The organism is Marilutibacter maris, assembly GCF_006546735.2.
Classification (GTDB): Bacteria; Pseudomonadota; Gammaproteobacteria; order Xanthomonadales; family Xanthomonadaceae; genus Marilutibacter; species Marilutibacter maris.
The window spans coordinates 19,396-42,703 of the sequence record NZ_VICD02000084.1 but is presented as its reverse complement, the minus strand read 5'-3'; the positions used below and the strand labels follow the sequence as shown (position 1 = coordinate 42,703).

General features: G+C 69.1%; 7 protein-coding genes and 1 pseudogene. 5 read left to right on the top strand and 3 right to left on the bottom strand.

Features of this window, described 5'->3' with window-relative positions:
• Window positions 1-395, bottom strand: a pseudogene (locus FKV24_RS06040) (hypothetical protein); the annotation flags it as partial.
• Between the two features lie 148 nt (window positions 396-543).
• On the opposite strand from FKV24_RS06040, the gene ppc reads away from it, so the two are divergent.
• The 5 genes from ppc (at window position 544) to FKV24_RS06015 (ending at window position 7,795) form a co-directional block, all read left to right on the top strand.
• Entirely contained in the window at window positions 544-3,357 is a 2,814-nt protein-coding gene (gene ppc, locus FKV24_RS06035; protein WP_141481729.1) for a phosphoenolpyruvate carboxylase, read from the top strand.
• Between the two features lie 418 nt (window positions 3,358-3,775).
• Window positions 3,776-5,524 (top strand): Hint domain-containing protein, encoded by a 1,749-nt coding sequence (locus tag FKV24_RS06030; protein ID WP_141481728.1) that lies wholly within the window; start codon window positions 3,776-3,778, stop codon window positions 5,522-5,524.
• The gene (locus tag FKV24_RS06025) at window positions 5,521-5,859 is read left to right on the top strand and encodes a hypothetical protein (RefSeq protein WP_111267698.1); all 339 of its coding nucleotides are present in this window, start codon (window positions 5,521-5,523) and stop codon (window positions 5,857-5,859) included. Before FKV24_RS06030 ends, FKV24_RS06025 begins: the two co-directional genes overlap by 4 nt.
• Window positions 5,856-7,457: a hypothetical protein gene (locus FKV24_RS06020; protein ID WP_170288222.1), complete on the top strand. Its 1,602-nt coding sequence runs from the start codon at window positions 5,856-5,858 to the stop codon at window positions 7,455-7,457. The genes FKV24_RS06025 and FKV24_RS06020 overlap by 4 nt, the downstream gene beginning before the upstream one ends.
• Window positions 7,454-7,795, top strand: a complete 342-nt coding sequence (locus tag FKV24_RS06015; protein WP_141481726.1) for a hypothetical protein — start codon at window positions 7,454-7,456, stop codon at window positions 7,793-7,795. Before FKV24_RS06020 ends, FKV24_RS06015 begins: the two co-directional genes overlap by 4 nt.
• A 104-nt stretch (window positions 7,796-7,899) precedes the next feature.
• Here FKV24_RS06015 and FKV24_RS06010 read toward each other — a convergent pair whose 3' ends face one another.
• On the bottom strand, window positions 7,900-15,924 hold the full coding sequence (locus FKV24_RS06010) for a Tc toxin subunit A-related protein (RefSeq protein ID WP_141481725.1): 8,025 nt from the start codon (window positions 15,922-15,924) through the stop codon (window positions 7,900-7,902).
• Between the two features lie 59 nt (window positions 15,925-15,983).
• Window positions 15,984-23,042 (bottom strand): SpvB/TcaC N-terminal domain-containing protein, encoded by a 7,059-nt coding sequence (locus FKV24_RS06005; protein ID WP_141481724.1) that lies wholly within the window; start codon window positions 23,040-23,042, stop codon window positions 15,984-15,986.
• Window positions 23,043-23,308: the final 266 nt, after the last annotated feature.

Genomic DNA, 23,308 nt, shown 5'->3' with positions numbered 1-23,308 from the left:
CGGTCGGCGGGACCGGCGCGGTCGGCCAGTGCCAGCGCGGCGCGCGCCAGGCGGGTGGCGTCGGCGGCGTGGGACGGGTCCATCGGCATGTTGATGTTCGGGCCCAGCACCAGGGCCTGGCCCCAGACGCAGATCGCGCATCCGGGATCCAGTCGCGCGGCCTCGGCGAAGGCGCGGCCGGCGGCCTCGTGATTGAACCCGTAGGTCATCCGCAGGCCCTGGTCGAAGTAGCGCTGCGCGGCGGCGATGTCGCTGCCGGTATCGCGATGCAGGTCGCCGAAGTCGTCGAACAGCGGCGGCGCCCCGGTTTCCGGGCGGGCATCGGGCGCCTGGCAGGCGGTGGCCGCGACCAGAGCGGCCAGGCATGGGGTCAGTAGGGCGGCGATCGTACGCATGATCATTCACCGGTGTGGGACAGCCAACCAGACGTTGTGGACACCGGATCCCGGTCACCGCCCGTCGGATACCGGAGGCGGGCGTCTCGCAGACGGTTGCGGGCGCAACCGACGCGCATGCGATGTTGCAGTGCGGTACGCTCGGCGGATGAGTGAATCAAGCCAGTTGCACGCCGAGTCTTCGGAAGAGCCGTTGCGGATCGTCGAGTTCGCATCCACCGACGCGCTGTTGCGCGAGGACGTCAAGACACTGGGCGCCCTGGTCGGCGAGATCCTTGCCGAACAACGCGGCGACGCGTTCCTGGGCGAGGTCGAGGCGTTGCGCCGCAGCGCGATCCGGCGACGCGAGGCCGGAGCGCCGGTCGACGAGCTGGCCGCCGCGCTGGCCGGGATCGAGCTGTCCCAGGCCAGCGACCTGGTGCGCGCGTTCGCGACCTACTTCCAGGCGGTCAATCTGGCCGAGCGCGTGCACCGGATCCGCCGCCGCCGCGACTACGAGCGCAGCGGCGCCGGCGCGCAGCCGGGCAGTCTGCGCGACGTGCTGGCGTCGCTGGCCGGACAGGGCGTCAGCGCCGAGGAGGTGCTGGAACTGCTGCCGCGGCTGCGCATCGAGCCGGTGTTCACCGCCCATCCGACCGAGGCGGTGCGGCGCGCGCTGCTGGAGAAGGAGCGGCAGATCGTTGCCTGCCTGGTCGACGACATCGACCGCGGGCTGACCCCGGCCGAACGCCGCGCCGACCGCGAGCGCATCCGCCTGGCGCTGACCGCGAGCTGGCAGACCGCCGAGGCGCCGGCCGCCAAGCCCAGCGTCGCCGATGAGTTCGAGCACGTCGGCTTCTATCTGTCGGAAGTGCTGTACAAGGTGCTGCCGGTATTCCACGAGGCCTTCGACGAGGCATTGCGCGAGAACTACGGCATCGGCGACACGCCGTCCAAGGGCATGCCGTCCAGGGACATGCCGTCCGGGGAGATGCCGTCCGGGGATACGCTGCCGCCGCTGCTGGGCTTCGGCACCTGGGTCGGCGGCGACATGGACGGCAATCCCAATGTCGGCGCCGACACCATCGTCGCCTCGCTGGTCGGCCAGCGAGGACTGGTGCTGGCGGCCTACCGCCGCGACCTGGCCGCGTTGGGCGAGCTGCTGAGCCAGTCGCTGCACCGGGTCGCGGTCGACGCCGCGGTGCTGGAGCGCCTGGAGGACTACCGGAAGCGGTTGCCGCTGGCGGCCGCGCGACTGCGTCCGCGCCATGCCGACATGCCGTACCGCAATCTGCTCGCGCTGATGATCGAGCGCATCGACCTGACCGTGAAGGAGGCGCCGGGCGGCTACGAGGATGCGGCCGGCTTCCTCGCCGACATCGAGGCGATCGAGGCCAGCCTGCTCGGCAACGGTGGCGAGCACGCCGGACTGTTCGCGGTGCGGCGCCTGCGCCGGCGCGCGCAGTGTTTCGGCTTCCATCTGGCGACCCTCGATCTGCGCCAGGACTCGGCGGTGCACGATGCCGCGCTGGCGGCGGTGTTCGACGACCCGCAGTGGGCGCAGCGCTCGCCGAGCGAGCGCGCCGGGCGCCTGCACGGCATCGTCGACGGCAGCGTCGAGACGCCCGCGGTCGAGCCCGAGCCGGCGGCCGCCGTGCTGGCGGTGTTCCGCGCCGTCGCCGAATTGCGGCCGCGGTTCGGCGCGCGCGCGTTCGGCCCCTACATCATCAGCATGAGTCGCAGCGCCGCCGACGCGCTGGCGGTGCTGGCGCTGGCGCGGGTCGCCAAGTGCACCGACGATGCCGGCGAAGTGCCGCTGGACGTGGCGCCGCTGTTCGAGACCGTCGACGATCTCGCCGCCGCGCCCGACACCCTCGAGGCGCTGTTCGCCGACCCGCTGTACCGCGCCCACCTGGCCGCGCGCGGCAACCGCCAGATGGTGATGCTCGGCTATTCCGACAGCGCCAAGGACGGCGGCATCGTCGCCTCGCGCTGGGCGCTGCAGCAGACCCAGATCGCGCTGACCCGGCTCGCCCACGACAGCGGCATCCGGATCGCGTTCTTCCACGGCCGCGGCGGTTCGATCAGCCGTGGCGGCGGCAAGACCGAGCGTGCGGTGATCGCCGCCCCGCGCGGCTCGGTCGACGGCACCCTGCGCCTGACCGAGCAGGGCGAGGTGATCCATCGCAAGTACGGCATCCGCGCGATCGCGCTGCGCAACCTCGAACAGACCACCGGCGCGGTGCTGCGGGCGACCCTGCGGCCGCGGCCGCCGGAACCGCGCGAGGCCGGTTGGCGGAAGATCGCCGCGCAGCTCGCCGCCGACGCGCGCACCCACTACCGCGCGCTCGTCCACGAACATCCCGACTTTCCGGCCTACTTCCGCGCCGCGACCCCGATCGACGTGATCGAGCGGCTGCGGATCGGCTCGCGTCCGGCCAAGCGCGCCAGCGGTGGCGGCGCGCCGGGGATCGGTTCGCTGCGGGCCATCCCCTGGGTGTTCGCCTGGGCGCAGAACCGCTGCGGTCTGACCGCCTGGTACGGCGTCGGCACCGCGCTGCGCACGGCGCTGGACACGCACGGTCGCGATGCCCTGGCCGAGATGGCCCGCGACTGGCCGTTCTTCGGCACCCTCGTCGACGATGTCGAGATGGTGCTGGCCAAGTCCGACCCGGCGATCTTCGAGCGCTACTCGCGCCTGGCCGGCGAGCTGCACGCGACGATGCACCCGGGCATCGCCGAAGAGTTCGAACGCACCCGCGACGCGGTCCTCGCGATCAAGGGCGAGAACGACCTGCTCGCCCACGACCGCCGTCTGCGCCAGTCGATCCGCCTGCGCAACCCCTATGTCGACCCGATCAGCCTGCTGCAGGTCGATCTGCTCGCGCGCTGGCGCGAGGCCGGCAGCCCCGATGACGAGCGCCTGCGCGCGCTGGTGGCAACGGTCAACGGGATCGCGGCGGGCATCCAGAACACCGGGTAGCTGGCGGGGCGGGCAGCGGTCCGGCGGCGCCGGACGCCATCGCTATGCGGCGCAACCGAGGGACGTGCGGTCCCGTCGGTTTCGCGGCGCATCCCGTCGATCCGGAATTTGGACCTCCGCACCGGCGCCCGGATGCGTCGCGGGCGGCTGTGGCCAGCCGCCGCAATCCGCAACCGATCCGGGCGGATCGAATCGCCGCTTCCGGGGCCGGATATTCCGGGTGGACGGGGCTTTTGCGTCGATGCCCGGGCATCACGGTCGCTGTGCTATACGTGCGCCGCGACGACTGCCAACAGGGCGTCGCGTCGGCAAGGGGAAGACACTGCATCAGCATGGCTGCGCCGGCCACCGGCCCGGCGCCAGCACCATACGACTGAACGATTGTCGCGCCAAGATCACTTACCTAAGGAGCATGGGTATGTTCACGAGATGGATCCGAACTCTCGGCCTCGCGTCGCTGGGCCTCGTCGCAATTGCACACGCCGGCGAGCCGGCCAGGTTGAGCGCGCAGGAGTCGAACGACCTGAGACAACTGATCGACAGCGCGCCGGAGCGCGGCGAGGCGGCGCTGATGGATCTGTCCGATCCCGCCAACGAGCGGGCCTATCGGGCCCTGCTGCGGCTCAACGGCCTCACGCCGGAGAACCGCCCGCACCTGTACCGGACGCTGGCGCAGGTCAAGGCAGCGCATCTGGCCCTGCGCGCGAACGGCGAGGCGCTGCCGGCGCTGTCGCCGCGCAACGCGGCCTTCATCGGCGCCGACACCCCGAGCGACGACTACGCGGTACTGAACATCGGCACCAACGACTGGAAGACCATCGATTCCACCGCGTTCAGCACCATGTTCAACGGCTCGCACTACTCCAACACCATGGTCACGGTCACCAACGACCAGGGTGAGGTCATCAAGACCAACCATGCCGAGGAGTGGGACGGCGGCCGCGACATGGCCGTGGACAGCGGACTGGGCGAGAACAACACCGGCGGCGCGATCGACGCGCTGGGGGTCTATTACGGCGAGGACAACACCGGCAAGCCGTACGGCCCCGTCTACGCGGTCATGAGCGGTGGCTACTTTCCCAAGCAGATCAACAACGACAAGCCGGTCGTCACCACCACCAACGACCACATCGTGGTATGCCTGAACCGGGCCAATCCCGACCCGTCGGCGCCGACCGAATGCGACTACGGCCCCACCGACCCGGGCCACATGCCGCCGAACATCAAGTTCCCCTTCAAGGGGTCGGTGCAGTATTTCGGCAACATCGACGTGGACCCGGCCACCGGCAAGCCGGCCAAGGGCAGCTACAGCGTGTCGTTGTCGCTGACCGGGCGCACCACCGGCGGCAACTGCAAGCTGGTCGATATCGGCGAGTCGTTCATGAACGACCCGAACACCAAGGTCAACGGCAACACGATCACCTGGGACCTGGAGCCGGCCGACTTCGGAACGGTGTGCTGGCAGAACAACGAGTACTACACGCTGACGCTGGCGTTGATGCTCAATATCGAGAGAGTGCCGGTGTGGGCGACGATCACCAATGCGCCCAACACCAAACCCACGGTATCGACGCTCATCACCAAGGACCTGCAGCTGCAGTATGGCTGCATCGTCGAAGGCACGCCCATCCTGATGGCCGATGGCAGCCTCAAGGCGGTGGAGGACGTGCGCCGCGGCGATCGCCTGCGCGGTCGTGATGGCGGCCCGGTCGTGGTCGAGTGGCGCACCACGGGGTGGGATACCCGATCGGTGGAGCTCACCGACAGCGCGGGCAGGAACGTGCGGCTGACCCCGCTGCACCCGGTCGCTACCCGCGGCGGCATGGTCCAGGCGCGCGAATTGAAGGTCGGCGACGTCATCTACGGTCCCGACGGCGAGAGCCGCTTGGTCGAGGTGTCGATGCAGCAGGTGCCGCAGGCGTTCAACGTCTACAACCTGGGCGTGCTGGGCGGCGACGGCGCCTTCATCGCCGAGCGAGATGATGCCGCCTTCTTCGCCGGCTCCGTGCTGGTGGGCGATGCGGCGGTCCAGGGCGAACTGGCCCGCAAGCGCGCCGCGGCCGACCGTGCCGGCAGCCCGGCGCAGCTGCGCCATCGCGTTCCGGCCGCGTGGCACGCGGATTTCGACAACTGGGTGAAGGAACAAGCCGCCTCGGTGAAGCCATGAGCGGCGCGGGCAGGGACACCACCTCGCCGATGGTGATCACCTCGGCGAGCTATGACGGTTCGGCGGTCACGGTGGAGTGGGAGCCGTTCTCCGAATCGGGACTCTCCGGCTACATCGTCACGCTGCTGCAGGTCTCGGTCGGCATGAACAACGTGCCGGTCGACGACCCCGACGCCGTTTCCAAGACATTCGGGGTCCTGCTCAAGGCCGGCGACGAGTACCAGGTCTGGGTGACGCCGATCCTGCGTCCGGGATTTCCCGACACGGCCAACCAGAGCAACGTGGTTCCGATCCCGTATCCCCCCACCGATGCATCGCAAGGGAGTGCGAAATGACCATGCAGAATATCGGTTCACGGGCCGCCGCCCTGGCGCTGGCGACCCTGTTGGCGATGGCGCCATGGGCGCCATCGAAGGCGCAGGCGGACGCGGCGGCGATGGAATCCGGGCGGCTTGAGCCGGCGCCGCGGGCGCGTCTGCTCGATCTGGACGATCCGCTGCAGCAACGCGCCTATCGCGACCACCTGCGGCATGCCGGCGTTGCGGCGGACAGTCCGCTGTACCAGTGGACGGGCGCCGGTCAGCGGCGGGCCGGCATGAATCTGGGCAGCGGGAACGAGTCCAGCAGGAACCAGGCCACCAGAAACCAGGTCCTCACCCTGCTGGGATTCGGCAGCGACGACGCCGGCAAGACAGTGTCCAGCGGCGCCCTGTACGTCTCCGACGACGATGTCTACAAGATCACCCTGACCCTGATGATGACCGGCCCGGGCGGCGCCGTCGTCGCGAGCGGCACGACCGAGGTCACCGAAAGTCCCTCGGCGGTGGTCAACGTCTCCGGAGGCGAGAACCCGGAGCAGCGTCCGCTCAACGCGCTGGCGACCGCGAGCGTGCTGTATTCGGACGGTTCGCATGACGTCTATTACGCCAGTGGCGACGTTGCCGGCTATCCGACCCGGGTCGAGAACCAGGCCCCGGTGCTCAATGCCGCGGCACCCGACAACACCGACGTGCAGGTGTGCATCAATCGCGCCACCGCCGCCGGAGCGCCCGCGCCGGCCTGCAACTTCGTGCTCGCGGCGATCGACTCGCCGCCCCCGCTGCAGTTGCCGGTGGCCGGGTCGGCGGTGTTCGACGGCGATATCGACGTCGACGGCTCGGGCAAGCCGAGCAATGCCAGCGCGACGCTGGTGATGCTGGCGCCGGACGGGACCGCCTCGTGCCGGATCGCCGAGCTGGACGATGCCTTCTTCGAAGACCCGGGGACGCGGGTCGAGGGAGACACGCTGAGCTGGTCGTTCGATCCGCTGCGCTTCGACAACGGTTGCGCGATCGCCACCGGGGCGTACGACTTCTCGCTGGTCGTTTCGGTGCGCGTGCAGGGACGCCCGGCCTGGGCCACGGTGAGCAGCCAGATCGACGAGGACACCATCACCGCGCGCGAGATCCCGCCGGTGCAAGTGGTCGCCGGCTGCATCGCCAAGGGCACCCGGGTCACCCTCGCTTCCGGCGTCGCCCGGGCGGTGGAGCAGCTGAAGGTGGGGGACCGGGTCCAGAGCGAGGGCGGCGACCTGGAGATCGCCGCCATTGCCTCGGGCATGCGCGAGGCGTCGGTGACGCTGACCCTGGCCGGCGGTCAGAGCGTGCAGGTCAGCACCATCCACGCGATTCCGACCCGGCGTGGCATCGTCCAGGCGCAGGAGCTGCGGCTGGGCGACGAGTTGACCACCAGCAGCGGGACGTCACCGGTGACCCGCATCGTCGCCGAGGTGTTGCCCGAGCCGCTGCAGGTCTACGACCTGGTCTTGACGCCGGCGCGGGTGTCGCCGAAGCAGGGGTCGACCTACTTCGCCGGCGGCATCCTGGTCGGCGACGGTGCGATGAAGGCGGCATTGGCCGAGGCGAAAGCGGAAGCAAAGGAGCAGCATCCATGAGCGCCAAGAACACGGACAACGATACCCGCAGCGCCGGCGGTTCCACTGCGGCCGCGGAGCAACCGATGGTGGTTACCTCGACCTCCTACGAGGCCGACGTCGTCACCGTGAACTGGGAGGTGGTGAACTACAACGGGGGCGAGGGCTTCGTCATCGGCATCATCACCGGCGCCACCCGGCTCAACAATTTCGAGGTCGGCGATCCCGCCGCGACCGGCAATCAGGTCGACTTCACCTGCGATCCGGGCGGGGTCTACACCGTCGTGGTCGAGCCCATCATCCGGGGCCGGCCCAAGGATTCGTTGAGCTCGACCCCGGTGGGGATTCCATACCCCTGATCCGAGCGGCCTGATCCGGCCGGCCCGATCTGTCCGGCCCGATCTGTCCGGCCGGATCAGGCCGGGCCGCCGCCTTCCCCGACAGGAGGGCGGCGGCAGGACGTTCAGGCCACCTGTCCGCTGAAGGTCAGCACCAGGTAGATCCCGACCAGCCTGGCCGGGTCCAGGCGGTCCCCCAGCTTCAGTTCGGCGGGGATGTCGGAGCGCTTCACCTGCAGGACCCAGTTCGCCGTCGCGTCCAGCTCCACGTCGAGCGAAGTCGCCACCGAAATGGTGTCCTTGGCGAAGGTCAGCGGGGTCGGGTCGGCCTCGCCCGGCACCGACAGCGTGACCGGCATCGGGCCGACGAAGGTGGTGTGCTCGACCACCAGCTGCAGGTAGGCGCCCGACAGCGATACCGCCCCGTCGATGTTGAACGGGAACAGGTTGCGCGGCACGCGGAACTGCAGGGTCTGCACGGTGTCGTCCGCGGCGGGGTTCATGAAGGCGTACCACGCGCCGGTGTACTGGCTCAGCTCCAGCAGGCGACCGCCGGCGATGTCGGTGGGGAGCATGTCGGTCACGGTCTTGCGGAACCCGGGGCCGCCGGCCTGCGCGGTGTAGTCGATCTGCAGGATCACGTCCGAGATCGTGCCCAGGTCGAAGCCGTTGTTGCGCTGGGGCATGTCCAGCTGCCATTGCGACACCGCACCGGTGCCCTCGAAGGGCGCGTAGCGGTCTTCGCCGGACTCCACGCCCGCGCCATCGTCGTCGATCGCGCGCGACACGGCGATCTGCTGCTGGCCGCGCCAGTTCAAGCGCAGCGCGCCGTCGACCGGCGTCGAGGTCTCCTCGCCGAGCAGGAAGGCGACCGCCTCCGGATCGTCCTTCATCAGGATCGTGTTGCTGGTCTGGGTCAACAGGCCGTGCAGGTCCTGGTACGGTCCCACGACCGAGGGCACGGTGACCTTCAGGCCCTGGATCCGGCGACAGTAGTGGCCCGGGTAGTCCAGGTCGAACAGCAGTTCGCTCAATCCGAAGCTGCAGGTGCCGGTGTTCTGGAGATCCAGCAGGGCCTTGGGGTTGAGGTCGCGCAGCGAGACGGTCTTGCTGATGCTCAGGCGCCGCGTGTTGCCGGACAGGAAGCTGCTTTCCATCTGGCTCAGCCCCAGCAGCAGGCCCTCGCCCGCCAGCAGACCCTTGCGCCCGCTGTCCCAGTAGCGGAAGTCGACGAAGGTGGCGTCGCTGTCCATCTCGTACTGGTAGGCCCGCTGGGCCGCCATCGCCAGCTCGAAGGCGAGCTTGTAGGTCTGGAAGTACAGCGTGGACAGCCGCGATGACATCCAGTTGTACAGCTCAGCGTTGGTGAACTTCTCGGTCAGGAAGCGCTCGGTGTCGTCGGCCTGGCTGATCTGCAGACCGTTCAACTGCAGATCGCGCTGGGCCATCGTCACCCGCGCCTGCGCGGCGGCGATCTGGCTCTGTTGCTGGCTGGCCTCGTAGCCGGCCAGCTGCGCCTGCAGCGACCACTCCTGGCTGCGGCGCTGATAGCCGGCCAGCACCGAACTGAGGGAGGAGGCGAAATCGAAGTTGCGCGAGATCGTGTCGAAGATCGCCGAAGCGGCATCGAAGGCGAAGCCGATCTGGATGCCGCCGTAAGTCATCGCGAACGGCGAGCCCGCGTTCGGGATCAGGTGGGCGGCGCTGGACATGGCCCGCATGACGCCGGATTGGGTCTGGAACACGTTGGCCAGCGCCATCATCGCGATGTTGACCTCCTCGGCCGGCGACAGCCCCTCGTCGATCAGGTTCGCGTAGTAGTTCTGGCGGTAGACCGCCGAGGCATAGGAGGTCTGCAGACCGGCCAGGGATTGCTCGGCATCGATGACCTGCTGTTCCTTCATCTGCGTGCCGAGGCTGAGCACGGCACGCTCCTGCACGTTCTGCAGCAGCGCCAGCGCCTCGGCATCCTTCTTCTCCAGCGCCGCCAGCAGCGAGCCGCCGAAGCCGATCAGGGTCTGGGTCAGCGACTTGGCCCGTTCCAGCATGGTGCGGAAGCGGTAGTTCGGCGCCGCCGCCGGACTGTGGTCCATCACCTCCGGCAATTGCCCACCGTTCCTGGCGACCGCCGCGACCAGGGCGTTGGGGTCGATCGGCGGTTGGTAGAACGGCAGTTGCCGGACCACGCCGGCCAGGTTCATGCAATGGCGCAGCTTGTAGAGGCGGTCCTCGATGCGCGACCAGTAGGCGACCAGGTCGGCGTTTTCGCCGACGCCGAAATAGGTCTGCATCAGGTTGAACGGGGCCGGGTTGTACTGGAACCGGGCCGGCGGTGCGGGCGGCAACGCGGTCTCCAGCTCGATCAGGAACTGCGGGATGTCGTCGCCGTAGGTGTCGAGGATGTCCTGGAAGTTGAGCGGCGCCGGCGTCGGCATGGTGCCGCGTTCGCGCGGCCTGGGTCCGAGCAGGTCGTAGGCCATCAGGTACAGCAGCAGCGCCTGGTTGAGCGACTCGCGCGTATCCAGCGCGAACTGCGCGTCGCCCCAGTCCAGCAGGTTGTCGATGTAGTGCATCACCATCGTCTTCCTGAAGGCGCTGGGACGCAGGTCCGCCACCGAATACGGATCGAACGGGTGCTTGTTCCAGCGCAGGATCGCCGCGTTGTCGGACAACTCCTGCGACAACGACGGCATCGAGGTGTCCTCGCGGAACGGCTGGAACTGCCAGAACACCGCCGGCTGCGGCGCATCCGGGTCCTGCACCGCGGCGGTGGGATCAAACACGAAGTCGTACCAGCGCTGGGCCTCGGCGAAGCGCTGGTTGGCGCTGAGCATCGTCGCCAGCAGGAACGGGATGTGGAAGAAGACTTCCTCGAAGTACGGCCGGTACGCGCCCTTGAAATCGACCTGTCCGCCGCAGAGCACGTCCGGCGGAATCGTGTTCGGCGGCGGCGGCATGCCGCCGCCCTGCGGCTCGCAGGTTGCGGTGATGTTCGGCGTGGAGCTGTAGAAACGGGTGAAGCACAGCGAGCCCGGTCCCGGCGCGACCTGGGTGGCGTTGGACAGCAGGGCCTCGATGCCGCCGGAGAACAGCGCCCGGTTCATGTGTCCGACCGCGCCCGTGCTCAGGCGGGTGAACTGCACCACCGCGTCCTGCACGTTGATCGGTTCGTCGCTGTAGGCGGCGCAGCTCAGCGACACCTCGTCCGGACCGTCGGCCAGGGACAGCGCGTTCGGCGCCATGCTGACGATCTTCTCGATCTGCTTGAAGGTGACCTCGGTGGTCACCGCCAGGAACGCTTCGTCGCCGTTGTCGAAGACCCACCAGCCGGGCATGTTGGCCACGCCGATCACCTGGGCCTGACGGGACAGGCTGTACAGGCAGGAGGTGGTGACGCCGCCGGCATACACACGCTCGTAGTAATCCGAGCCTTCCGAGAGCATGTTGTCGATCAGCACGTTCTGGCTCGGAATCAGCCGGAACGTGTTCTCGTACGCGGTGGCGCCGAAGGGTTGCGGCGCGCCGTCGTGGTCCTGGAAGAAGGCCCACGCTTCGCTGATGGAGAGGGTGTCGTCGAGCACGGCCACCGGCAGCAACTGCACCGAGCCTGGGGTGCCGGCGGGTACCGCATTGGCGACCCGTGAGGCGTTGTAGACGCTTTCGTTGAGCTGGAGGCGGTCGGCGGCGGGGTCGTTCCTGTCGGGCGGGTTCAGTGTCGAGGTGGTCTTGGCCTCGTAGGCATTGCCGAAGGCCACCACCAGGCGTTCGGACATCCCGGGCGCGTCCGGCACCACGGTGACGTAGGGCCGGTACCAGTACGGCTGGCCGACATCGATGCCCGACAGCGGGTCGTCGCTGTTCGTGCTCAGCAGCGAGGTCGAGTAGGTGTCCGGCATCGCGTCGAACACGATGCCGCTCAGCACCGGCTGCGGCGCGGTCCAGGTCTTGTCCAGACGCTGGTAGGAGTAGCGGATCGAACCGCGCAGGCTGCTGACGTTTTCCTGGCTGGTGCCCTCCATCAGGCCGATGCTGGCCTCCTCGGTCTCCACCCAGAACAGGAACAGGCGACCGAAGGCGTGGACCGGGGTGACGTTGGGCGCGGGGATCTTGAGGTCGATCTTGTGCCAGGCCGACCAGATCACGCCGTCCTCCATCGTCCGCAGGTAGTAGCCGAACGGTTCGTCCGCGGTGCGGCCGACCATGATCAGTTGGTCGACCAGCTCGCCGGTATCCGGGTCGGGCGCGGTGCAGTAGACCGAGCCGACCGTCTGCAGCTTGGCCAGCTCGTCCAGCGAGGTCAGGTACTGGGTGAAGGCGCTGGTCACCGCCGCATCGGTGATCTCGCCCTGCTGCAACTGTTCCAGCAGGGTCGAGAACAGCGGCGTGCGGGCGCGCCTGAGGGTGGGGTCGATGTAGCTCTCGGGATAGATGAAGACCTTGCGGTTGGCTTCCCACAGGCGGTAGCTGGACATCCAGCTCCAGGTCAGGTCGGAGATCTCGGCGCTGGTCACGCCCGGCTCCAGCGCCATGCGGCAGCGCTGCAGATACATCTGCGCGGCCAGGGTCAGCTCCAGGATCGGCGTGGTGGTATTGCAGCTGCCCGACTCCACGTCCATCAGCAGGTATTCGCTCAGCCCCTGCGGCGAATCGATCATCGAAATGTCCGGCCGCAACAGCAGCACCGCCAGCGCCACCAGCGCGTCGCGGCGATTGGCCGCCACCGCGTCGACCGCCGGCCGCGACATCTCGGCCCAGGCGGCGTCCCCGTACTTGGCCTTGAGCATGTCCAGCGCCGACTGCGCCAGTCGCGCCCAGCGGGCCCAGGCCGAGGCGTCGCCTCCGGAGAAGGTCGGCAACGGCATTCGCGGGTAGCGGGCGCTGGATGCCAGCGCCAGCATCGACTCCAGCTCCACGCCGGAGTTGTCCGCGCTGTTGAAGCACACGCGCATGCGGTCGAGACCGGGCAGGCTGTTGAAGCCCTCGTTGCTGCCCCACAACGCCTCGATCAGCGCCGCGGACTGCTCGACCGGCCAGCCGGTGACCACCTGCAGGGACTGCAGCTTGACGTACGGCGGCTGCATCGGCGCCATCAGATAGCCGGCGATCATGAAGCCGGTGGTCGAGAACGCCCTGATCAGGCGCGCATAGGTCGCCAGCAGGTACAGGTCCTTGAGATTGGGGTGGGCGAGGTCGACGAAGCCGAACGCCACCGGGATCAGGCAGGCGGTTTCCATGTCCGCGGCCTCGATGCCCAGCTTGCCGGCCGCATAGGCCAGGCGATCGGCATTGACCAGCGCATCGACCACCGCGCCGATGTCGGTCGGCGGCGTCAGCAGGATCTGCTGCGGCACGCCCAGTTCGCCCAGGGTGAGCGAGGTCACCGCCTGGGCCATCTCGACCTCGTCTTCGTACAGCAACGACAGCTGGGTATAGATGCCCAGCAACTGCTCGCCCAGCGCGTCGCCGACGACCGCGATGGTGTGGACGATGTCGCCACTGGCCTGCAGCAGCACGTCCTGCACGGCATCGATCTTGGATTTCTGCTTGGGATCGCCCGGGAACAGGAACGACAGGTCGGTGTCCGGCGTGACCTCGGCGGTCAGCACGTTGTCGGCCAGGATGCCGTTGGCGTTCAGCTCGGCATGGGCCTGTTCGGCATCGGCCTGGGTAAGCGGGCGGACCTGCAGCGCCTTCACGGTGACCGGGAACAGCGGCGCCACCGCGCCGAACTGCGGCGGGCTGGACAGCAGCACCACGCCGTTGGCGTCGATGCAGCCCGCCTTGACGAAGGCCTTGAACAGGTTGGCCGAGCGCTCCGGATCGATGTTGTCGAACACGAAGGAGTGCGGCTCCAGCAGCCAGGCCTTGCCGAGGGTGCGCAGGGTGGACAGGAAGGACGGGATCGTCTGCGGGTCGAGGGCGCCGGGCAGCTTGCCCAGCACCGGGCCGTTGGTGATGTAGCCGATGTCGTCCAGCGACAGTCCGGCCTGGTCCGCCGCATCCTTGAACGCGACCAGCGCGGCCACCGCTTCCAGCGTCCCGGGTATCCCGTCGCCCAGCAGTTCGATGGCCTGCATCAGCGCCGGGAATTTCAGTTTGAGCGCGCGCGCCAGCCGCGCCAGCGCGTAGAAGCGCGACAACCGGGGAACGTCGAGCAGGATCGGCGCCGGACCGCCGACGGCGGCGGCCAGCTGCCGCACATCGGCCTCGCTCAGTCGCAGCGCGCCGGCAAGCCAGGCGAGGACACGCCGGCTGTCGCCGTCGTCGGCGTTGGGCGACCATTCGATCGGATCGGAGGTGAACAGCGGATTGTCGGCGTAGCGGGGGCGGTACGGCGAGCCGTCCTCCAGCACGCGGGTGACGTTGAAGACACGGTCGAACAGGTCGAGCGGGCGGACGTCGCTGCCGCGACCGTAGGTCTTGACCGTCGCGAACAGGCCGCAGGCCTCGTCCAGGGACAGGGACAGGCGTTCCTGCAGGCGTGCCAGCAGTGCGAGCTGGGGCAGGGCGGCCTCGTCGAGGTTGCCGCCTGCCGCGCAGGCGATCGCCCAGTCGAGGTCGGCCAGCGGCCAGGCGCAGCTGGCCGCCAGGCGCAGGAATCGGTTGATGCGATCCAGGCGGTCCAGGCTCAGGCCGGTCAGCAGGTCCAGGCTGTAGTTGGCGTCGGTCAGGTCGCTGAGCACCGCGACCGGCGCGCCGCCGCCGGTCGCGTTGATGTAGAAGCGGCCCGCCAGGCCGGCGGCGATCTCATCGGGGCTCAGGTTCTGGCTCAGCAGGTCGCAGACGCCGGGCGTGTCGATCCCGGTCACCTTCGAGAACACCGCCAGTTGCGCCACGCTCTGGGGCGGATAGGCCTGCGCCGCCACGCCGGTCTGGTCGGCGGGCCAGGGCGTGTCGACGCTGATCGTGGTCGCGCTGTCGACGCTGTTGATCACCCGCAGGGTGCCGCCGACGTTCACCACCCAGCCGACGACCGCGTCGGTGAATCCGCTGCCGGTCATCGCCAGCTGGTCCTTGGCGACCGAGACCTCGCCCAGGTCGGTGGCCAGCGCGATGGGCGAGGGCGCGTCGGACCCGGCCGGCAGGCCGTAGTACTGGGCCAGCGTATCGGCGGTGGTGTCCGCGGTGACGACGATGGCTCGCTGCTCGCTGCTCAGCGCCAGCAGCTCGCTGGCGACATCGACCGGCTGCGGCATGTCCGCGCTTCCGCCGTCCTGGGCGAGGAAGTCCTCGTACACCGAGGCCAGCGACTGGCCGCCGATGCCCAGGGTGGCGCGCAGGCCGAGCAGGTGCAGGTTCTGCGGCAGGAAGAACGGAAACACCCGGGTCGCGATCGCGTAGTCGGTGTCGGCGCCGAGCGCGCCGCTCAGGCGCTTGGAGATGACCTCGTTGATGATGGCGACCTTGGACACCGGGTCGAGCGCGTTCGCGCAGGTCAGCGGCGTGCTGAACATGTCCGGCCGCCGGGTGGCGAGCTTGTACGCGTCGGCGATGCCGGGGTTCTCGGCGACGATGGTCTCCTCGATCACCCGCATCAGGTCGACGAAATACGCCGAGGGGCCCAGCACCGACTGGCACTCCGGCACCTTCATGTAGTCCAGGGTGCCGAATAGGTCGGTGTAGCTGGGCAGGTCGGCCACCGCCTCGACCAGTTCGTCGCCGGGCTGCAGATAGCGGTTGTCGCGCACGTGCGGTGCCAACTGGTCGCGCAGTCGCGCCCATGCGTGGGTGACCCGGGCCTGGATGCCGCGGGCCTCGTCATGCACGCGCGCGGCTTCGTCGGCCGAGCCCAGGCAATCGGTGTGCTCGCTGATGAAGCGGCGCCGTGGCACCGCCGCGACATGATGCGCGCTGGTCAGCCCTCGCGCCTTCAGGGTGTCGGCGCCGGCGGGCGCGACGCCGATCTGGGCCATGCGCTGGTAGTGATGCAACGAGGCCCGCGCGGCCGCGTGCTCGTCCCCGTCGAGTCCCAACCGGGCCAGGGTGTCGCGGTCCCACAGGTTCAGCGCGAGCAGGTCCTGGCCGGACCGGGCGGCCGGCAGGGCGGCCAGGGTGGGGTGGGCGTGGGCGATCTCCGAGAGCGCTACGCGCAACTTGGTTGCGGGCCGGCGTGCGCCGACGGGAGTGCCTGGAACGGAGGAGTCGAGCATGGCGAACCTCGTTGCATGGGGCAGAAGAAGGGGACGGCGCGGGCTGCGGGGCCGCGCCGTCAGTAGAGATTGGTCGACGGGTAGCCGTGGCCGCCGGACTGATTGGGGAAGAACGTCGGCGACGGTTGCGGCGACCACAGCAGCATCGGCTGCTGAGGAGGGGCGTAGCCCTGGACCACCGGCTGCGTGAACGACGATTGCGGAATCGAGCTGAGCAGCGTCGAGAAGCTCGGCAGCAACGGCTGCGTCGTGAAGACCGGCTGCGGCGGCGGGGGCTTGAACGCATCCATCGGATCGTCGCCTTTCAGCGTCCTCAGCCCCTGCCAGTGCAGCAGCAGACCGGTGTAGGCGGGCAGTTCTGTGGTGTAGATGTTGCCGAACTTGGCCGCGCCGACGGTGTGGAACGCGCCCTCGTGCTGGCCGACCACGCCGTAGCTGCTTCCGCCGCGCGAGAGCGCCCACAGGTTGCTTGCGCTGGTGGCGTATTCGGGCAGGAACTGCTTCTTGGCGCCGTGGTGCAGCTCCACGGTCCGGTAGAAATCGTCGGAGGCGACGATGTCGCCCATCTCGGTGTCGTTCATCGCCCGGGTGAAGTACGGCGAGCGCATCTTCGTATAGGACTTGATGCCGCCGGTGTCGTCGTCCACGCCGGCGTTGCCCTGGGCGGTGCGGAACACGCTGAGCAATTCCGGGTTGGATGCGATGTGCAGCGGCTTGAACTTCTCGAACATCGACAGCACGCGGTATTCGAGCTGCGGCGACAGGCGCGCGTCGTAGCTGCCGGTCGCCTCGGAGTTGTACTTGTATACGTAGTCGTTGATGTCCTGGGCCAGCTGCTGATAGGCGTCGGATTCGCTCTGGCTCAGGTAGCGGTAGTTGCTCTCGAAGGTGCTGAACGCCGTGGTCGTCCCCGATGGCGGCACGTTGATCTTGGCCCTGCAGCCGCCGCTGGGGTCGACATACGACAACGGGTTGCAGCCGACGTACTGGTACAGGTTGGGGCTGTCGACCGGTCCGTTGGGATCGGGGCTGAGCCATCGCGCCAGCCAGGTCACGTAGTAGCGGTCGCCGAAGAAGTACAGCCCGGTGGTGGCGTCGCATTCCTTGCCGCAGAAGCGGTAATCCTTGAGCTCGACCTCGGTCTGCGAGTTGCCGGCGATGATCGCGGTGCCGCCGTAGGGGAAGTACTCCTCGTAGCTGATCACCGAGCCGTCGGCCTCCACCTCCAGCGCCGCGGAGCCGGTGACGGTGGCGAGCTGGAACCGCCATTGCGGCGAGCGGCCGTCGCTGGCGGGCCAGTGGTAGGCCATCAACAGGCGGCCACCGCCTTCGCCCACCGATATGCCGGTGCGCACGACCTCGGGCGGACCGGATGCGGGCAGCTCGCGGACCAGTTCGCAGCCGTCCAGATAGACCTTGTCCTCCACCTGAAGGCCGCCGGCGGTGAGGCGCTGGGTGACCCGCCGCACGCGTTGGCCGGCGCTGTTGTAGACGTAGTACTGCGCATCGTCGTCGTCGCCGCTACGGGCGATCGTCACTGCGCGGTGCGGCTTGTTGCGCCAGTCCCAGTCCATCGAGCGCAGGTGCTCGAAGTCGACCATGTTGCCGTTGGCGTCGTAGGCCGCATCGGGATCGGCCCCGCTTCCATCGCCGTCGTCGAGGACCACGCGGTTGGAGGATTCCGACACCGAGTACCGGCGCGTCCATGACAGGCCCGACTCCGGTGTGGTGTGCTCCAGCAGGGTCAGGTTGCCCGAGTCGTCGTACCTGTAGCTTTCCTGGTAGGGCACCAGCTTGGTCGCGTCGGTGGGGTTGTCCGGGCACAGCGGGATATACACGCTCTGCTTGAAACCGGTGCGGTAGCTGTCCGCGCCGATCGCCGGGTTCTCGCGACCGCTGGCCTGGCGCAGGCGATAGATCGCGTCGTAGCCGTAGTCCTGGCGCGGTCCGATCTGGGACTGGTTGCAGAACACCAGCGGCACCGTGGCGTCCTCGGCGCAGGTGACGTTGCCCACCGGGTCGTAGGTGTAGGCGATCCGCTGCAGCGCCTTGCCGTCGCCGCGCCGCGAGGTGTCGATGCCCAGCAGCCGGCCGGTGCTGTCCTCATAGCGGCGAACCGCGAGCAGGTCGCTGCCCAGCTGCGCGGAGGCGCGCTTGCCTTCCGGCGAGTAGACCGCCTGCGCGAGCACCTGGCTGGGTGCCGTGGCCCCGGCCAGGGTCAGGTCGGCGGAGGCCATCCATCCGATCGCGTAGTAGTCGTTCCGTTGCCGGCTGCCGTCGGCGCAGGTCTTGTCGATCAACTGTTCGAAGGCGTTTCGCTCGCTGAGTGTGGTGCGCGCCGGTTCCAGCGCGACGGTCTTGCCCGGCGACCAGTCGACCTCGTCGACGTAGTCCACGCGCAGCTGGAAACGGCTGCTGACCGGCTTGCCGCCCAGGTCGAACGGGCCTTCGCTGAGCACGCCGGAGGCGTCGCGCAGCTCGACGCGCCGGCCGATCGAGTTGGTGGCGGCATCGGTGCCGTAGCTCAGTCGCTCCACGACCTGTTGCAGGCCGAGCGCGCCATCCACGTAGATCCCGGTGATCCGGTTCATGGCGTCGTAGTCGCGACGCGAATGCACGCCGCGGCCGTCCCATTGATGGACCAGGCGTCCCAGCGCGTCGTTGAAGGCGACGCGGGTTCCCGAGTCCATGCTGTCCAGCGACATGGTGTTGCCGGCCAGGTCGTAGCCGCTGACGATGTTCCACACCGGCGGATCGCCGGCGGCGTTGCGGGCGCTGAAGCGCGGGTCGGCCAGCGCCAGCGTGCGGCCGTCCAGATCGAGCACGCTGGCGGTCACCATCGATTGGACCTGCGGTGCGTCCGTGCTGCGATTGCGCTGCTCCAGGTCGACCACGCGTCCGAGCGGGTCCAGCCATTGGGTCAGGTAGGTATCGGCGAAGAATGCGGCCTGCTCGAGCGCGCGACGTTCGTCGGCGAATTCCGGCGAGGTATCGCCGATATGGGCTAGGTAGTAGGGCGAGGTCGGCACCGTGTCGTCCAGGTCCCACTGCTCGCCGGTCCAGGCGCGATAGACGTTGCGCGCGATGAAGCCCTTGGCGGTCAGGGTCTCCACGACCCGTCCCTGGGCATCGCGCCAGTCGGTGTCGTACCACTGGCCGCGATCGCCGGTGAATGCGGCCGTGTCGCCGAACCGGGGCAGCCAGCGCTTCACCGCCTGCCCCTGCACATCCAGCTGCACCTGATCGTTGCAGACCCAGGCGTCCTGTTCCTGTCCGCAGGCCGCCGCTTCGACCCGGGTCCTGGTTTCCAGGCCACGGCCAAGCGCATCGCTGTAGCTCGTCACCAGCTTCAGGCGCGAGGACTGCCCGGACGTCAGCTGGCTGACATGCAGCTGGCGGGCCACGCTGAGCACCACCGGGGGCTGTTCGCTGCCGATGCCGTAGTCGTAATAGAAGTACCCGGTCATCTGCTGCAGGTAGGCGGCCGGGTCGGCCAGTACCTCGTCGATTCCGGTCGCGGTCCTGGGGACGTAGCCGGACAGGTCGCCGTCGCCCTGGCGGGTGCCGCCCGCGGGCGCATGAAAGCGTGTGGCGACGACCACCCGGCCCAGGGCGTCGGGCAGTACCTGGTCGACGACGCCGTTGACGTCGGTCAGCGTCGTGGCCTGCAAGGTCTGATAGTCCGGCACCGCCCGTGCGGTGCCGTCGGCGTTGGTGATCGAGACCGGCAGCAGCGCGTAGGGATCGTAGCCCACGCTGACGCTGTTGCCGGCCGCGTCGGTGGCGCTCACGGGGCGGTGGAAGCCGGTGGCGTCGGTATAGCGGGTGATGTCGCCCGGCGCCCACCAGAAGTCGCCATCGCGTTGCAGGAAGCCTTCGTCCTGCAACTGTTCCGCGCTCAGGCGATCGCCATAGGTCTGCGCCACCATGCCGATGCTCATGCGCGTGGCGAGCGCGTGGTGCAGCAGCCCCGGCCAGGCAACGTTGCCGAACGGCAGCGCTTGCGCCTGCGCCGCGTCCCAGTAGATCTGGCGGGAGTCCAGGCGCAGGCGGGCCTGCGGTTGCGCGCCGGAGAAGGCCTGTTCCGGCGGGATGACGTGCTGCAGCGCGGTCCGAGTCCGCGCGAGCACCGTGTCGAAATCCAGCCAGCCGCCGGCCGTGGGCGCGACCTGGCCCAACTGGTAGGCGATGTCCTCCAGTGCCGGCACGATGAAGGCGTCGCCGTGCTCCAGCGGCGCGGCGAACGTGGATTGCCGGGCGGTCGCCAGCGCCTCGGTCTGGAACGCCGGCCAGGCGGTGGCGGGCACGCCGTTGGAGGTGTTGCCGCGCCGGTTGGCGACCTCGACCGCAAGCAGCACGTGGCCGTAGGCATCCACCTCCAGGGTGAACTGCTGGCTGATGCGAGGATCCTGCGCGTCGCGCTCATAGACCGCGGTGACGGTCTCGCGCGCCGACACCTGGAACACCGCGTCGTGATCGCCGCTGCCCGGCTGCACTTCGTCCAGGGTGTAGCTGTTGCCGATCACGGTGAACGGCCGGTCCTCCTGCGGGCCGCCATCCAGCCCATAGCTCTCGCTGCGCAGGACCTGTCCCTTCAGCGCGCGCTGGGCGACCCGCAGCAGTGCGGCGTCGGGCGGCGCCTCCAGGGTGCGGATGGCGCTGTCCGGCGGCGCCGGTTGCCGGCCGGCCTCGCCGTGCCAGTAGTCGCGCAGGTATTGCAGGGTCAGCAGGTCGCCGTCGACGAAGGCGCCGGTGGCGTACCAGGTCCGGGTATGCGCGGTGGGGGCGAAGGCCTGGCCGTCGACGGTCTGCTCGGTCCAGCGTTCGACCTGGCCGAATCCGCGGAACGATTGGGCGACCGGATCGTAGTAGCCGTCGTGATACGCCAGCCGCAGAGTGTCGCGTGCGTCGGAGAACGGTTCCGTGCGGACCACCCGGGTCAGCACCTGGACCGGGAACGGCAGCGTGCAGGGCCACGGTCGGCCGGCGAGGGCGTCGTCCAGGGCGAACCGGCTCGAACTGGCGTAGGTCAGTTCGGTGCTGGCGCCCAGGTCGTTGCGAACGGCGCAAAGCAGCCAGGGCTTGCGTCCCCCGGTGAAGTCGATCAGCCACTGCCCCTGGGTGGCGGTGCCCAGCAGCAGGTCGTGGCTGCCGCCGCCGAGCAGATCGGCGCTGCCGGCATAGCTGAGCTGCGAATAGGCCGCCGGCAACTCCACCGTCACCGGCTCGGCGAAGCCGTCGCCGGCCAGGTTGAGGTAGACATGGGCCTGCCGTTCGCCGAAGTAGATCAGGTCCGCGCCGCCGGAGCCGCTGATGTCCGCCAGCCGCAACCGGCTGGCGTCGAATCCGCCGGGAAAGACCGGCGCGGCATCGAACAGCACCCGCGCGCCGAACCGTCCGTAGCCCAGGCTCGGCCAGCACTCCACGCTGCCGTCGCGGATGCGGACGATGTGCGCGCCGCCGTCGCCGATGAGATCGGCGAAGTCCACCAGCTCCGTCTGCGACGAGCTGCGCGGGTCGGGCACGCCCGCCTCCAGGACCAGCTCCACCGGCTCGCCATAGCCTTCCTCGCCCCTGCCGGGATACCAGCGCAACGACGCGTCCTGCATCACCAGCAGGTCGGTCAGCCCGCTGCCGCTCAGATCGACGTACTGGGCCGCGGCAGTGGCCGATTCCGGCGCCCATTGCGGAAAGGCCTGGAACGCGCTCCAGCCCGAGTTGCGCCGGTACCGGTAATAGCCGGCCTGGCCGCTCTCGGCCACCACGCAGTCCAGCTGTCCATTGCCCTGCAGACTGGTCAGCAACTGCCGTCCGCTCGATACGTCGCGCTGCACCGGCATCGCCTGCGGGGTGAGCGCCGCCGCGAAGCGTCCATCGCCCAGGTTGCGCCAGAACTGGCAGGCCGACGGGGTGCTGAAGAGCAGCCCCGGCAGGCCTTCGCCCAACAGGTCGGCGACGATCAACTCGCCCTGCGACAACGGCGCCGGGAAGCTGCCCCGTGCCGGCGCCACCGGTTGGAAGCTCTGGCGCGCCGGTTCGAATGGCTGGTAGTCCAGGGCGATCCCCGGCACCTCCAGCATCGTGCATCCAGCGTCGTCGTGGCGATAGCCCCGCTGCACGGCCCGATCGAGCACCGACAGGCCGTCCTGCACGGTGTGGCTCAGCACGGTCGCCGCGACCAGGCAGGGCTGCGCGCCGAGCTCGGGCAGTGCGTGGAACATCAGCACGCCACGGCACAGGCGATAGGTGCGGATCTCGAATCCGCTGCGGTAGCTGGAGAACGGGTCCGGCCGCGCGGGCCAGGTGCGTACCGGCGCATACGGGTCGGGATTGGCGGCCGAGATGTCGTACTCGCCGTAGTCGAACACCACCCGCATCGCGTAGGCCAGGCCGCCCTGGCCGTCGTCGTAGGCGCCGTAGCGGATCTCGGCGATATACCGGTTCGCACGGTGATCGCGTCCCGCGTTGCTGGGCACGGAAGGAATGTTGTCGCCGTCCTCGGCCTTGTAGCGGTACTCGACGCGATCGCCCAGGGCGGTGAGCGAATACTCGATCAACCAGCTGAGCACCCGCGCGGGCGCGTCCGGGTCGGCGATGCGGGCGGCCGGATCCGCGCCCAGCACCGCCACGCTGCCGTCGGCGCTGGCGATGCGCCAGTGCTCGTCGTTGTCGCTCAGCCGTCGCCAGCGCTCGAAGCGGGTCCCGTCGCCGTCCACGCGCTTGCGGTAGCGCCGCACCTCATAGTCGATGCCGTGGGCGGAGCGCGGCGAGACGATCGGCCGCCACTGGTCGCCGGCCTGTTCCAGGGCCGGCACCAGCACTTCGCCATCGGCGATGAACTCGTCGCTGTCGTCGTATCGCGGGATGCCGGCGTCGGTCCGTCGCGAGATCCGGGGCAGGGCCAGCTCGAAGCCAAGGCCGAACGCGCCGTTGCTCCCGCCGCTGGTGTAGCCCAGCACCAACTGCGGGGTGACTTCCCTGCACTCGGAGGCGGGAACCGGGATCCGGAAAGTCGCCGCCCCGGTGAAGTCGTCGGCGGCATAGCTCTCGCCCATGCCACGGACGGCTCCGCCGCCGGCGGGCGTGGACAGTTTCGGCAACTCGATCGTGCTTGCCATGAGGCGCTCCCTGCCTGGCAACAGTCACTTCAGTCACTAGTTCCCGCATCCGCTGGAAGGATCGGGCGTCCCCGGCGGCAGCAGTCCTTGCCGCTTGCCGGGACCATAGCATGGGGCCAGATCCGCGAACGTCACGCCGGCATCATCGCGGAGACCCGTCGTCGGGCAGGTGTCGGCAAGCGCTCACGACGGGGAGCCAGCGGTCCGGAGGCCTCCGTCGGGAGCGCTCGCCAGGTCGGGTGACGCGTGGGGGTGTACTCCCGGGG